The organism is Cellulosimicrobium cellulans (assembly GCF_016921195.1).
GTDB lineage: Bacteria > Actinomycetota > Actinomycetes > Actinomycetales > Cellulomonadaceae > Cellulosimicrobium > Cellulosimicrobium cellulans_F.
The window spans coordinates 1-13,555 of record NZ_JAFGYF010000004.1 but is presented as its reverse complement, the minus strand read 5'-3'; the positions used below and the strand labels follow the sequence as shown (position 1 = coordinate 13,555).

11 protein-coding genes are annotated in these 13,555 nt (G+C 75.5%); 4 read left to right on the top strand and 7 right to left on the bottom strand.

What is annotated here, in order from left to right:
* Window positions 1–4: 4 nt before the first annotated feature.
* Window positions 5–2,152, top strand: coding sequence for a purple acid phosphatase family protein (locus tag JN535_RS10210; protein WP_205205461.1), 2,148 nt, complete (start codon window positions 5–7; stop codon window positions 2,150–2,152).
* A 67-nt stretch (window positions 2,153–2,219) separates the two neighbouring features.
* On the opposite strand, the gene JN535_RS10205 is transcribed toward JN535_RS10210, so the two are convergent.
* Window positions 2,220–3,605 (bottom strand): ADP-ribosylglycohydrolase family protein, encoded by a 1,386-nt coding sequence (locus JN535_RS10205; RefSeq protein WP_307868544.1) that lies wholly within the window; start codon window positions 3,603–3,605, stop codon window positions 2,220–2,222.
* 25 nt (window positions 3,606–3,630) lie between these two features.
* Between JN535_RS10205 and JN535_RS10200 the strand changes: the two genes are divergently transcribed.
* The gene (locus tag JN535_RS10200) at window positions 3,631–4,107 is read left to right on the top strand and encodes a heme-degrading domain-containing protein (protein WP_205205459.1); all 477 of its coding nucleotides are present in this window, start codon (window positions 3,631–3,633) and stop codon (window positions 4,105–4,107) included.
* 125 nt (window positions 4,108–4,232) lie between these two features.
* Here the strand turns inward: JN535_RS10200 and JN535_RS10195 are convergent, their stop codons facing one another.
* The 3 genes from JN535_RS10195 to JN535_RS10185 form a co-directional block, all read right to left on the bottom strand.
* The gene (locus JN535_RS10195; RefSeq protein ID WP_205205458.1) at window positions 4,233–4,757 is read right to left on the bottom strand and encodes an Hsp20/alpha crystallin family protein; all 525 of its coding nucleotides are present in this window, start codon (window positions 4,755–4,757) and stop codon (window positions 4,233–4,235) included.
* A gap of 113 nt (window positions 4,758–4,870) precedes the next feature.
* Complete coding sequence (locus JN535_RS10190; RefSeq protein WP_205205457.1) at window positions 4,871–5,893, bottom strand: hypothetical protein; 1,023 nt, start codon at window positions 5,891–5,893, stop codon at window positions 4,871–4,873.
* Window positions 5,890–7,224 (bottom strand): exonuclease domain-containing protein, encoded by a 1,335-nt coding sequence (locus JN535_RS10185; RefSeq protein ID WP_205205456.1) that lies wholly within the window; start codon window positions 7,222–7,224, stop codon window positions 5,890–5,892. Before JN535_RS10185 ends, JN535_RS10190 begins: the two co-directional genes overlap by 4 nt.
* A gap of 198 nt (window positions 7,225–7,422) precedes the next feature.
* On the opposite strand from JN535_RS10185, the gene JN535_RS10180 reads away from it, so the two are divergent.
* Window positions 7,423–9,189 (top strand): M28 family peptidase, encoded by a 1,767-nt coding sequence (locus JN535_RS10180; protein ID WP_205205455.1) that lies wholly within the window; start codon window positions 7,423–7,425, stop codon window positions 9,187–9,189.
* Window positions 9,190–9,320: 131 nt separating this feature from the next.
* Window positions 9,321–10,388, top strand: coding sequence for a hypothetical protein (locus JN535_RS10175; protein ID WP_205205454.1), 1,068 nt, complete (start codon window positions 9,321–9,323; stop codon window positions 10,386–10,388).
* Between the two features lie 3 nt (window positions 10,389–10,391).
* Here JN535_RS10175 and JN535_RS10170 read toward each other — a convergent pair whose 3' ends face one another.
* The 3 genes from JN535_RS10170 to JN535_RS10160 all read right to left on the bottom strand — a co-directional run bounded on the left by JN535_RS10170 (window position 10,392) and on the right by JN535_RS10160 (window position 13,184).
* Window positions 10,392–11,075 carry an SDR family oxidoreductase gene (locus JN535_RS10170; RefSeq protein ID WP_205205453.1) on the bottom strand — a complete coding sequence of 228 codons (684 nt, stop codon included), beginning with the start codon at window positions 11,073–11,075 and terminating at the stop codon, window positions 10,392–10,394.
* Between the two features lie 93 nt (window positions 11,076–11,168).
* A complete protein-coding gene (locus tag JN535_RS10165; protein WP_205205452.1) occupies window positions 11,169–11,654 on the bottom strand; it encodes a hypothetical protein in 486 nt (161 codons plus the stop codon).
* 213 nt (window positions 11,655–11,867) lie between these two features.
* On the bottom strand, window positions 11,868–13,184 hold the full coding sequence (locus tag JN535_RS10160) for an NAD(P)/FAD-dependent oxidoreductase (protein WP_307868543.1): 1,317 nt from the start codon (window positions 13,182–13,184) through the stop codon (window positions 11,868–11,870).
* Window positions 13,185–13,555 lie beyond the last annotated feature (371 nt).

Sequence of the window (13,555 nt, the reverse complement as noted above, 5' to 3'; positions counted from 1 at the left end):
ACCCATGAACCCGCACGCCTCCCGGCTCCCCGGCGCGCTGACGCGCGCGGCGGCGTCGGCGCTCGCCGTCTCGCTCGTCGGCACGGCGCTCGTCGCCGCGACCGCGACCCCGACGGCCGCCGCCGACGAGTCCCTGCTCTCGACGTCCGGCACGACCTGGCGCTACCTCGACGACAACACGAACCCGGCGGGCGCCGACCCGAACCAGCGCGTGTGGACGACCACGGCGTTCGACGACTCCGCGTGGAAGACCGCGACGGGCGCGTTCGGTGCCAAGCGCGGCGCCGCGACGGGGATCGGCGCCGCGTTCCCGATCACCACGCTCCTCACCCAGTACATCGAGGGCACGACGACGGACGTCCCCACGTTCTTCTTCCGCACCGACGTGGAGCTCACCGCGGCAGACCTCGACGGCGTGCCCGCGTTCGAGGGCGAGATCGTCTACGACGACGCCGCGATCGTCTACGTGAACGGCGAGGAGGTCGTGCGCCTGGGCGACGACGGGCGCGAGATCACGGAGAACCTCCAGTACCACGGCAACGGCCGCACGGACCCGGTGACGGGCACGTTCGTCGTCCCGGCCGACGCGTTCACGCCCGGCGAGAACACGATCTCCGTCGCGCTCTACCAGGACGCGCCGACGAGCTCGGACATCTACCTCGACGTGCGGTCGCTCGTGCCGACGCACGGCGAGGTGCGCGACGTCGCCCTCAACGTCGGCGCGGACGAGACGCAGGCGAACGTCGCGTGGTTCTCGACGCTGCCGGGCGCGGGCGAGGTGCAGTGGGCCCGCGCCGACGAGGCGGGCGGCGAGGTCGACTGGCGGACGGCCGCGACGTCGTCGTCCCGGAACGGCACCGCGGCCGACGGGGCGACCTACCACCACGCGACGATCACCGGTCTCGAGGAGGACTCGGACTACGTGTACCGCGTGGGCAGCGCCGCGACCGGCTGGTCGGCGCCGACGACGTTCACCACGGGCACGTTCGGCGACGAGTTCAGCGCACTCTTCGTCGGCGACGCGCAGATCGGCGCGAGCGGCAACGCCGCGAACGACGCCGCGCGCTGGGCTGCGAACCTCGACACGATGACCGCGCGGCACCCGGACACGGCGTTCCTCATCTCCGCGGGCGACCAGGTGGACAGCGCCGGCAACGCCGCCCAGTACACCGGGTTCCTCGCGCCGCGCCAGATGCGCGAGCTGCGCTTCGCCGTCCAGGACGGCAACCACGACACGGCGTCCGCGCTCTACGACCAGCACTACGCGATGCCGAACCTCTCGACCGAGCAGCGCCGCGACTACTGGTACTCCTACAACAACGTGCTCGTCGTCGCGATCGACTCCAACGACTCCGACCCTGCCGAGATCGCCGGCCACGAGGCGTTCCTGCGCGACGTGATCGGCACCCGCGGTGACGCGTACGACTGGGTCGTCGTGACGTTCCACCACTCGCTCTACAGCCAGGCGTTCCACTCGCGCGACACCGACGTGGTCCGGATGCGCGAGGCCCTGTCGCCGGTCTTCAGCGAGCTCGGGGTCGACCTCGTCCTCGCGGGGCACGACCACATCTACACGCGCTCGTACCTCATGGAGGGCGCGACGCCCGTCGTGCCGGACGAGGCACCGGCCGAGGGCGACGTGCTCACCCCCGACGAGGACCAGGTGCTCTACCTCACCGGCAACTCGTCGTCGGGCTCCAAGTTCTACGACTTCGACGGCGCCAAGCCGTGGACGGCGCGCTGGGAGCAGTCGCGCGAGGCGAGCTACTCCGACCTCGACGTGACGCCCACGTCGCTGACCGTCACGACCTACACGACCGGGTCGCAGCGCGTCGTCGACCGGGTGACGCTTCAGCGCGAGGACGCGGCGGGCCCCACGCTCGACGTCGAGACGAGCGCGCGCTGCCTCGCCGGCACCGCGTACGTCGCGGTCCGCGCGACGAACACCGGCGACGTCCCGGCGGACGTCACGCTCGCGACGCCGTACGGCACGCGGACGTTCGCGGCGGTCGCGCCGGGCAAGGCCGCGTACCAGTCGTTCTCGACGCGCTCCGTCGCGGCCGAGGCGGGCTCCGTCACCGTGACGGGCGAGGTGCCCGACGGCGGAGCCTCCGCGCAGGACGTCGCCTACCCGGCGGTCGCCTGCGGCTGAGGCGCCTCGCCGAACCCGGGGTCGTTCCCCGCGCACGCTCGCGCGGGACGACCTCGGGTTCGTCGCGTCAGGACGATCGAGGCCCGGAGCCCTCGTCGAGCGGCTCGACGACGATCCCGCCGAAGCGGGCCTCGCCCGCCCGGTGCTCGACTCCGCCGATCCAGACGCGCCCGGCGCGCACCGCGTCGGACGCGGGGGAGCGGTCGAGGTAGTGGGCCTGGTAGCCGCCGCCGAAGCCCACGTTGGAGAGCGAGACCGCACGGCCCGCCTCGTCGGTCACGTCGACCTCGCACCACGCGCACACGTGCCGCGGGTAGCGAGGGTTCTCGCGGAGCAGCGTGCCGCACAGGGGGCAGAACTGGGTGCGGACCGGCTCGGCGCCCGACGGTGTGAGCGCGCCGGATCGGACGAGCCCGCCCTGCGCGGTGCGTCGTGCGAGGGCCGTGAGCTGGCGCCGGGCGATCCCGGGCCAGCCGTGGACGGCCCGCGCCCACTCGGGCGGCACGGCGTGGGCTCCGTAGCAGGCGCCGAGCAGGGCGCCCGCGACGGCCGCGACGGTGTCCGTGTCGCCGCCGATCGAGACGGCGGCCTGGAGCGCGGCCACGAGGTGGTCGCGGTGGGCGAACGACGAGCCCTGCGGCGCGGAGGTCGTCGCGATCGCGTGCCACGCGGCCTGGAGGGCGGTGACGGTGAAGCCGTTCTGCCGGAGGTCGGCGGTGGGTCGCGCGAGCGCGGCGTCCGCGATCCACGCCGCCCAGCGCGCCGCGGCGTCCGGGTCCAGCAGGTCCAGACCCGCGCGCACGTCGAGCCGCTGCTCGGTCACCGCGACGCGCACCGCCTCCGACCAGAGCACGCACGACTCGGCGGCGAGCGGGTCGGTGTGCGTGAGGGCGGCGACGGCGCGGGCCGCGCGCGCGGTCGCGTCCCGGTCGTCGAGCGCGACGAGCCCGACGACGCCGGTGCGCATGAGCGCGCCGTTCCCGGCGGTGCGACCCGTCGCCGCGTGGAGCGCGACGGACGCCTCGCGCAGGCGGCTCGCGGCGGGTCCGCGTCGGGCGGCGGCGTCGCGCAGCACGGCCGCGGTCTGCGTCCCGACGTCGGTCGCGCCCCCGGTCCGCCACGCCTCGAACGCGGCCGCGACCTCGTCGAGCGGCGTCGCGCCGAGCGCGTCCGGGACCGGCGAGAGCACGTCGTGGGCGGCCGTGACCCGGGCGACGCACACGGACATCTGCGTGTCGTCGCTCCACTCCCCGGGCGCGTACGGGCCCAGGCCGCCGCCGCGCATGACCGCGACCGCCTCCTGCTGCCCGGGGCCGGGCGGCTGCGCGAACTCGTACGGGACCCCGAGCGCGTCACCGGCCGCCTGGGCGAGCAGCACGCCTGAGGCGCGGTCGAGCAGGCCGAGGTCGAGCGGGTCGAGAGGTGCCGGGCGGGGAGCGGGCGTCGTCGTCACGTCGCGATCGTGCCACGATGACCGCATGACGACGCCCGACGACCTCGCCGCCCTCATCGCCTCCGTCGAGGCGGACGAGCGCGACCTCGTGCTCCGCGCGTTCACGCACGACGACGCGTGGCGGCTCGGCTGCCTGCTCGTCGAGCTCGCGGAGGAGCGCGACCTGCCCGTGACGATCGACGTCCGCAAGGGCCCGCAGCAGGTGTTCCACGCCGCGCGCGAGGGCACGACGCCCGACAACGACACCTGGGTCGAGCGCAAGGTGCGGGTCGTCGAGCGGTTCGGGGCGTCGTCGTACCTCGTGGGCCTGCGCGCCCGCGCGAAGGGGACGTCGTTCAACGAGAAGCACGACCTCCCGCTCCAGGAGTACGCCGCCCACGGCGGCGCCTTCCCGGTCCGGGTCCACGGCGTCGGCATCGTCGGCGTCGTGACGGTGTCCGGGCTCGCCCAGGGCGACGACCACGCGCTCGTCACCGAGGCCCTGCGGTCGTTCCTCGGCTGAGCCGGGCAGGCGGACGGGGCCGGCACCCGAAGGTGCCGGCCCCGTCCGTGGTCCGGTCGCACAGGGGGCGGGCGCGACCGGGGTCAGGGTGCCGGCGCGACGTCCGCCGCGCCGGTGGTGCGGCGTCAGGCCGCGCGCGTGACCTCGATGCGCTGGGGGGCGCGACCGGCGAACACGCCGGCGACGGTCACGGTGAGCACGCCCGCGTCGTAGGACGCGCGGACGGCGTCGGCCTCCGCGGCCTTGGGCAGGGTCACGGTGCGGCGGAACTCGCCGAACCGGACCTCGCGGACGCGCCGCCCGGCCGGGGCGACCTCGGCCGCCTCGTCGGTGCTCGCCCCGTCCGTACCCGCCTCGGGCTGCTCGCCGTCGGCGGCCTCGGCCGCGGGGGCCTCGACGACGCGCTGGTCGCGGCGCTCGCCACGGACCACGAGGCGACGGCCCTCGAGCTCGACTGTCACGTCGCGCTCCGGGTCGACGCCCGGCAGGTCGAAGCGGGCGACGAGGTCGTCGCCCTCACGGTAGACGTCCGCGGCGGGCGCGTAACCGGACCGCGCGACGGGCGTGCCCACCGGGCGCGTCCAGAGCTGGCGCACGACGCGCTCGGTGGGGAGCGGGCGGAACGGCGCCACGGTGTAGGTGCTGATCATGGGGTCCTCCAGGTCTGTCGTGCCACGGTCGGCCCGTGGCGTCCTGACCTGTCCAACCTTGAGCGTGCCCGGCTCAGTCCCGCGTTCGCGGACGACGAACGACGCCGGCCGGGTCAGCCGCGGCGCGCGGCGCGCCGGGCCTTGCGAGCGGCCGCGGCGCGCTCCTCCGCCTCGTCGAGCCGGGCGTCGGCGTCGTCGAGCGACTCCCGGGCCGCGGCCTCGGCGTCGCGCGCCTCGGCGAGCCGCGCCTGCAGCTCCTCGCGCTCGTCGGCGAGCCGGGCCAGCTCGTCCTCCACGCGCCCCAGCGCCTCCTCCGCGTGCCCGACGGCGTCGCTCGCCTCCCGCGCGCGCGTGTCCGCCTCGTCGCGCTCGGCCTCGAGGCGGTCGACCTCGGCCGCGGTCTCCTCGACCGCGCGCTCGGCCGCCGCGACGGCGTCCTCGGGTGATTCGCCGTCGTCGGGGGACGACCCCGCGGGCGTGCCACGGGCTGCGCCGGTGCGTCCCGCCGTGCGCATCGCGGCGTCGCGCGTGGCGGGCCTCGAGCCGCCGCGCTCGTCGGCGGCACCGCTGCGCGCCCGGAGCTCGACGACGTCGGCGGGCTCACCGCCCTCGTCGACGATCCCGAACCCGACGTGCTGGAGGGCCTGCGACAGCCGACCGGCACGGACGAGCGCGCCGGCGTCCGGGTCCATGACGGCGGCGGTGAGCGTCTCGGCGAGCCGGTCGAGCGCCGTGGCGGACACGGCCCGACCGGCGACCTCTCCGGCGTCGCGCAGCTCGCCCACGACGCGCTCCACGCGCTCGCGCCGCAGCCGGTCGAGGGTGCGGATGCGCGTGCGGTCGTGATCGGCCGTCGCGTCACGCAGCTCGTCCCCGAGGCTGACGAGCGCGGCGACGTCGTCGGGCCGCTCGCGCGCGACCTGGTTGACGACCCACGCGGCGACGGTCGGCTTCGCGAGCCGGCCCACGCGCTCGGCGCCGACCGAGTCCCCCGACGCCTTGATCTCCTTGGCCGCCGCGGTGCGGGCGACCACGAACTGCTCGAGCGGCAGCGCGAAGAGCCCGTCGACGAGCGCGTCGACATCGGTGCCGTGCCCGGGCGGGGTGTCGGTGCCGCGGGAGGCCTTCGGGCTCATGACGCCCAGCGTCGCACCGCGGCGCCGGGCGCGCGTCCGCTCGTGGCGCAGGACGCCGCGAGCAGCGTCCCGAACGCGGCCTCGGTGACCACGGGGATGCCGTACCGGCGCGCGGTGCGGGCCTTCGTCGAGAGCGAGTCCGGGTCGGCCGCGACGACGAGCCGGGTCCGGCGCGTCACGTAGGGCCAGGGGGAGAGGCCCGCGGCGCGCACGTCGCGCTCCCAGGCCTCGCGCGTGCGGGACATCGACCCGGTGAGCACGACCTCGTCACCCTCCGCGAGCACGAACGCGGGGCGGGGGGCGACGGCGAGGTCGTCCGCGAGCCGCGCAGCGAGCGCCGCCTCGACGGCGCCGGCGACGTCGTCGGCGTCGAGGCCGAGCTGGCCCGCGACCTCGTGCAGCGCGGGGTCGTCGCGCAGGGACGCGCCGCCGTCCCGGTCGCCCGTGGCGGTGGCGCCGTCGAGCGCGTCGAGCTCCGCGCGGGCCAGGGCGGCGAGGTAGTCGCGGTGCACGGCCTCGACCGCAAGACGGTCCAGCCCGGCGTGGCGTGCCTCGGCGAGCAGCGCCGCGCGCTCGGAGTGGGAGACGTAGCGGTCGAGGAGCGCGGCATCGAGCAGGCGGAGGTACGTGCCGGTGTCGGCGCCGGGGCGGCCGGTCCGCGAGTGCGCGGCGCTCCGGCGCCCGGCCGGCGTGTCGAGCGCGGCGAGCCAGTGCCCCCGCGCGCGGCTCGCGCCGCGCAGGACCGGCTCCACGCCGGGGAGCGCGGCGGGCAGCGACCACCGCACGCCGTCCGCGGCGGCGCGCGCGACCTCCCAGCACTCGTCGTCGGCCGCCACGTCGAGGTAGTACCCGAGCAGCCCCGCGGTCGCGCGCGCGTCGCCCAGGGCCGAGTGGACGTCGTCGTGCACGACGCCCACCGCCGCGCAGCACGCGGCGAGCGCGCGCGAGCCCGTGAGGTAGCGGCCCGCGAGCTGCTGGGTGCACAGGCACGCGACGGGATCGATCGCGGCCGCGATGCCCGCGCGCCCGATCTCGGCGCGCAGGAAGCGCGTGTCGAAGGCCGCGTTGTGCGCCACGAGGACGCGACCGGAGAGCAGGCGCAGGAGCGCGGGGGCCACGCGGTCGAACGTCGGGGCGAGCGCGACGTCGGCCGCCGCGATGCCGTGCACGTGCTGCGGCCCGAGGTCGCGCTCGGGGTTGACCAGCGTGGACCACTCGTCCTCGACGCGGCCCGCGTCGTCGACCAGGACGACCGCGATCTCGGCGACCCGGTCACCGAGGCGCGGGGAGAACCCCGTGGTCTCGAGGTCGACGACGGCGAATCCGGGCACGGGCACAGTCTGCCCGACGCCGCCCACGTCTCCGGCCCGGTGCGCGCAGGTCGGTGCGACAGGGGTTTCGCGCAGGGCCTCCTGGGCCTACGCTCGCGAGCACACGAGCCTTCGCAGCGTCGCGCGTCTCGTGTGCGACTCGGCCGGACCCCGACACGACCGGGGCCGGTCGGCGGGGGCCACTGTCGAGGAGGATGCGTGAGACCACGAACGATCGTCCCGTCTGCCGCCGCCGCGAGCCTCGTGCTCGCGGCTCTGACCGCAGCGCCCGTCGGCGCTGCCCCCGCAGGTGGCCTCCGTGCCGCCGACGGCCCGCCCCCGCTTGAGGACCTCGTCACCGGCGACGCGGTCATGCAGCGGCTCCAGGACTTCCAGGACATCGCGGACGCCAACGGCGGCAACCGCGCGATGGAGACGCCCGGGTACGAGGCGAGCGCCGTCTACGTCGAGGACGCCCTGCGGGCCGCGGGCTACGAGCCCGAGCGCCAGTACTTCACGTTCGAGGACCTGGTCGTCGACGACCTGTCCCTCACCGCGGCCGGCGTCGAGGTGACGTCGGACGTCTACCCGGCCGAGTTCGCGCCCGACACCCCGGACGACGGCGTCACGGGCCCGATCGTCCAGCCCGCGGACGAGCTCGTCCAGGGCTGCACGGCCGAGACCTGGGACGGGGTCGCCGTCGCCGGGGCCGTCGCCCTGGTCAGCCGCGGCTCCTGCTCGTTCGCGGACAAGGCGCGGTTCGCGGCGGAGGCCGGTGCGGCAGCCGTGATCCTCTACAACAACACCGACGGCGCGCTGAACCCGACCCTCGGCGAGGAGAGCGACGTCTGGGTACCGACGGTCGGCATCACGCAGGCGGACGGCCAGGCGATCCTCGCCGCGATCGCGGGCGGGGCCGAGCCGGTCGCGACCTACGACCTGCAGACGCACGTCGAGGAGTTCGAGACGTTCAACGTGCTGGCCCAGACCCCGGGCGGGCGCGACCACAACGTCGTCATGGTCGGCGCGCACCTGGACGGCGTCGAGGACGGTCCGGGCATCAACGACAACGGCTCGGGGTCGGCGGCGATCCTCGAGGTCGCGGTCCAGCTCGCGGCCGCGACCGACGGCGGGCAGGACGTCGAGAACGCCGTCCGGTTCGCCTGGTGGGGGGCGGAGGAGGTCGGGCTGCGCGGCTCGACCCACTACGTGAGCGACCTCGCCGCGAACGACCCGGAGGCGCTCGACGACATCGCGACGTACCTCAACTTCGACATGGTCGGCTCGCCGAACTACATCATCGGCGTGTACGACGCGAACGAGTCGACCTACCCCGCGCCCGTCGAGGTGCCGCCGGGCTCGGCCGAGACCGAGGCGGTGTTCACCGACTACTTCGACGGCATCGACCAGCCCTGGGTCGACACCGAGTTCTCGGGCCGCTCCGACTACCAGGCGTTCATCGAGAACGGCGTCCCCGCGTCCGGCCTGTTCACCGGGGCGGACGGCTCGAAGACGGCCGAGGAGGTCGCGCTGTTCGGCGGCACCGAGGGCATCTTCTACGACCCGAACTATCACTCGCCGGCGGACACGATCGACAACGTCGACGCGACCGCGCTCGACATCATGTCGCGCGCGATCGGCCACGCGGTCGCGGCGCTGTCCGAGGACACGTTCGCGATCAACGGCGTGGGCAATCCGCGCGTCGACGCGATCGAGGCGGAGGCGCGCTGCCTGAACGGCACCGCCTACGTCGCCGTCCGCGCGACCAACGGTGAGGACGAGCCCGTCTCGCTCCGCCTGGTCACGCCGTTTGGCCAGCGGGCGTTCGGCCAGGTCGCGCCCGACGCGAACGCGTACCAGTCGTTCTCCACGCGGTCGGCGTCGGTCGACGCCGGCACCGTGAGCGTCGTCGCGCGCCTCGCGGGCGGCGGGGAGAACCACACCCAGACGTACGACGTCGCGTACGACGCGGTCGACTGCGGCTGACGCCGCCGGTCGCCCGACGTGCGGGGCCGTCCTCCACGGGAGGGCGGCCCCGCCCTGCGTCGTCCTGCGGGGGCGGCCGGGTCTACGCTGACCGCGGTGCGCCGTCGGGCGTCATGGACAAGGGGGCCGAGGTGGCGAAGGAACCGTTCCTCACGACGACGGACGACGAGCCGGGCGCGGGCCCGGACCTGCCGGGCGTGACGGCGGGGGACGAGCGCAGCACCCTCGCGCGGCTGCTCGGCGAGCGACGCCTCCTGCGCGTCCCCTCGCTCCCGTCGCTGCCGCGGCCCTCGTTCTCCCGGCCCGTCTCGCTCCCTGGCCGCCGCACGCGGCGCGACGACGTCGACCCGGCGCCTGAGGGAGCTCTCGAACCCGACCTCGACACCTCGCTGGAGGACGCGCTCGTCGAGGCGCTCGCGGACGACGCTGCCGTCGCCGACGGCGTGGACGGCGGTCTGCTCGACGACGCCGCGGGCGACGACTCGTTCGACGAGGTCGTCGCGGGGTGGGTGCGGCGCGCGATGGCCGCCTACCCGCGGCCGTCGTACCCGCTCGAGCGCGAGTGGGACGTGTCGATCCAGGGCATCGTGCGGCTCGTGCCGTACGTGCCGCGGTTCGCGACCGCACCGCTCGCGCTGCTCGACCGGTTCGGTGCCGTGACGATCGGTCCGCAGCGGGTGGGACTCGACGGCAAGGACGTGGACTGGGACCGCGTCGTCCAGGTCCGCACCGCGCCCGCGTGGACGTGCTTGTCCGCCGAGGCGCTCGAGGCGAACCTCGCGCAGTACGTCGTCGCGCTGCCCCCGCTGCCCGGCCGCGCGTGGGTGCTGCGCAAGGTCAGCGAGCTCCTGCTCTCGCTCTACCTCGCCGTGCTGCCGCCGGACACGGACGGCGACGCGGCGGCGGCCGAGGTGGACGCGCCACCGGAACCGATGTTCGACCGGGTGGTCACGCAGGTCGTCCACGAGCGCCGGTTCGGGTCGGGCGAGGCGCAGGCGAGCACGACGTCCGTCCTGCTCCAGCTCGCGCTGCGCGGCGCCACGGACACGATCGTGCGGACGGCCGCGGAGCGCGGGGTCGAGGTCGTGCACGTGCGCGCCGAGGACACGAGCGTGGGGTCGGTCGTGGCGCGCGCGGCGACCTGGCGCCGCACGGCCCTCGACCTGCGCGACCGCGTGAACCGCCGTGTCGGGCGCTGACCGCTACCGGTCGAGGGCGTCGAGGATGGGTGTGTCACCGGCCGTGAACCGCACGAAGCGGCCCACCGCCGCCGGGGTGCGCAGAGCTTGCGCGACGACCATCGCGACGTCCGCGCGCGAGACCTGCGAGGCCGCGCCGCTCGGGACGTCGTCGGCGCCCTCGAGCCCGTCGGCGCCGTCACCGACGACCCGGATCGCGCCGGTCGGGTCGTCGTCGGTCAGCGTGCCCGGCCCGAGGATCGTCCAGTCGAGGTCGGTCCCGCGCAGATGGTCGTCGGCGGCGAGCTTCGCGTCCGCGTAGGGGTAGAAGCTCGAGTCCGGGTCGACGCCGTGCTCCGGCACGGAGCCGATCCACGACACCATGACGTAGCGGCTGACGCCCGCCGCTGCTGCGGCGTCCATGGTGCGGCTCGCGGCGTCGCGGTCGACGGCGTAGGTGCGCTCCGGGTTCCCGCCGCCCGCCCCGGCGGACCACACGACGGCGTCGAACCCGCCGAGCGCGGCAGCGAGCTCGGCGGTCGAGGAGGACTCGACGTCGAGCAGGAGCGGCTCGCCCCCGAGGCGGCGGACGAGCGGGAGCTGCTCCTCGGCGCGCACGATCCCGGTCACGGTGGCGCCGTGGTCGACGAGGATCGGCACGAGCAGCCGGCCCACCTTGCCGTGGGCACCGACGAGGGCGATCTTCATGCGGCGGACTCCTGTCTGCGGGCGGTCTGGGTCCCACGGTGCTCCCACCCGGCTGACGCCGCCACCGGGGACGGCGTCAGCCGTCCGGGAGCGTCAGGGGCAGTGCCGTGCGTTGGGCGCCGCGGCGAGCGTCACGGTCGCCGAGCCCCGCAGGAGGTCGCCGCCCGCTGGGTCCTGGACGCACACGGTCCAGCCGTTCGACGCGCCCGGCAGGGCGCCCGCGCCCGGGTCGCGCGCGTCGACCACGACGACGCTCGCGGCACCGCGCTTCTCCAGGTCCGCGCGCGCCTGCTTGAGCTTGGTCTCCACGAGGTTCGGCATCGGGAACGCGGGCTCGATCTCGACCGAGACCTCGACACCGTCGGACCCGCCGGGCGGGACCGGTGAGCCGGGCCCGGTGGTCGGCGAGCCGGTGGGCTCGGTCGTCGGGCCGGGGGTGGGGGCCGCGGTCGGTTCTGCGGTCGGGGTCGCGGTGGGCGACGGCGTCCCGGGACCGCCGGGCAGCGCCTCGGCGCGGCACCCGGCAAGCGCCGCCACGGCCACGACGGCGAGCACGACGACGCGCGCCCGTCTCGGCACCGCCGTCCCGCTCGCCCGGGCGCCGGAACGCCTGCCGCGCCGCTGCGAGATGTCCTGCGTCCGGCCCCTCGTCGTCGACGGTGCCGTCGTTCGTCGTGCCACTACGTGCCCCCGGTTGCCCCTGCAAACTGCCCCTGCGACTTCGAGGGTACGTGACGGCCGCGCCGACCGCGGCCGGAGGAGCGGCCGACAGCGGGTGATCCTGCGGGCGCCTCAGCCGCGGCGGGGCGTCGTGCGCTTGGGCGGCCGGACGGTCGGGACGTCGCCGACGATGGGGATCGGGCGGCGGTGGAACGGGAACCCGTAGCGCGTGACCAGGCCGGCGAGCGTCGTCAGGCGGTTGCGCGGCCCGATGAGCCCCATGATGTGGACGAACAGCCACGCGAGCCACGCGACGCCGCGCGTGAGCCGGAGCCTGCCGACGACCTCCGCGATGGCCGCGCGCCGACCGATGACCGCCATGGTGCCCTTGTCGAAGTAGCGCAGGGGCGTCGTCGGGCGTCCGGCGAGCAGCGCCTCGATGTTGCGCGCGACCTGCTCGCCCGACTGGATGGCCGGCTGCGCGAGCTGCGGCAGCCCGGCGGGAGAGACCGCGATGTCGCCCGCCGCGAAGACGCCGGGCAGGCCCTCGACCTGCAGGTCGTCGCCCACGACGACGCGCCCGCCGTCGCCGCGCGGCAGGCCCCAGTCGTCGACCTCCTCGTGCGGGTGGACGCCTGCCGACCAGACCGTGAGGTCGGAGCGGATGCGCGTGCCGTCCGTGAGCACGACGGCGTCCGGCAGCACCTCGGCCACCCCGGCGCCCAGGTGCAGGCCGACGCCGCGGCGGCGGAGCTCCTCGGCCGCGTACCGGCGCAGCTTCGGGTGGAACGACTTGAGGACCTCGGCGCCACGCTGGACGATCTTCACCTCGAACGCGTCGCCGTGGATCTCCGGGTAGGCGGGCCGCAGGCCCGCGGTGCGAAGCTCCGCGAGCGCCCCCGCGACCTCGACGCCCGTCGCGCCGCCGCCGACGACCACGACCCGCAGGCCCTCGTCCTTGCCGGGGTTCGCCGCGGCCTTCTCGAGGCGGATGAAGAGCGTGTCCCGGATCTTCATGGCCTGGGACCGCGAGTACATGGGGAACGAGTTCTCCTTGGCACCCGGGGTGCCGAAGAAGTTGGCCGTGACGCCGTTCGCGACGACGAGGTAGTCGTAGCCGATCCACTCGTCGTTGAGCAGCCGGATGCGCCGCGCCTCGTGGTCGATGCCGACGAGGTGCTCGTGCACGACCCGCACGTTCTTCTGCTTGAGCCGCAGCCCGCGCAGGAAGTACGTGACGTCGCCCGGGTTCAGGCCGCCCGTCGCGACCTGGTACAGCAGCGGCTGGAACGTGTTGTAGACGCGGCGGTCCACGAGCGTCACGCGCACGGGCGCCTTCGCGAGCCCCTTGACGACGGCGAGCCCGGCGAACCCGGCGCCGACCACCACGACGTGCGGCAGGGAGTCGGGTGCTGCCGGACCAGGCGCAGCGGTGACGGGCTCGGGCACGGGGCCTCCTCGGGGCGACGGGGCGGGAGAGCGTCGGTGCCCGCCCGCCTGCGTCGCGGACGTCGCCGACGACGTCTGCCAGGTTACGGCGAACCCCGCCCCCGCGCCGAACAGGCGACCCCTCCCACGAGGTAGAGCCCCGGTCGCGCGACGTAGAGCCCTGGTCGGTCGAGGTAGAACCCTGGTCGCGCGAGGTAGAGCCGTGGTCACGTGGGGTAGAGCCGTGGTCACGTGGGGTAGAGCCGTGGTCGCGCGAGGGAGAGCCGTGGTTCTTGTGCTCGACGGCGTGTGGTCGGGTTGGGTGGTCGGGGTGGGTGGTGGTGCCGCGTCTACCATCCGCCGCTCGTTCCTCGCGGCTCCCGCCAGGCCCG

Excerpts from the sequence above, each read along its gene's own strand:
- JN535_RS10210 (WP_205205461.1), top strand. The coding sequence starts at position 5 with ATGAACCCGCACGCCTCCCGGCTCCCCGGCGCGCTGACGCGCGCGGCG.
- JN535_RS10190 (WP_205205457.1), bottom strand. The coding sequence starts at position 5,893 with ATGAGCCCGAAGGCCTCCCGCGGCACCGACACCCCGCCCGGGCACGGC.
- JN535_RS10200 (WP_205205459.1), top strand. The coding sequence starts at position 3,631 with ATGACGACGCCCGACGACCTCGCCGCCCTCATCGCCTCCGTCGAGGCG.
- JN535_RS10170 (WP_205205453.1), bottom strand. The coding sequence starts at position 11,075 with ATGAAGATCGCCCTCGTCGGTGCCCACGGCAAGGTGGGCCGGCTGCTC.
- JN535_RS10195 (WP_205205458.1), bottom strand. The coding sequence starts at position 4,757 with ATGATCAGCACCTACACCGTGGCGCCGTTCCGCCCGCTCCCCACCGAG.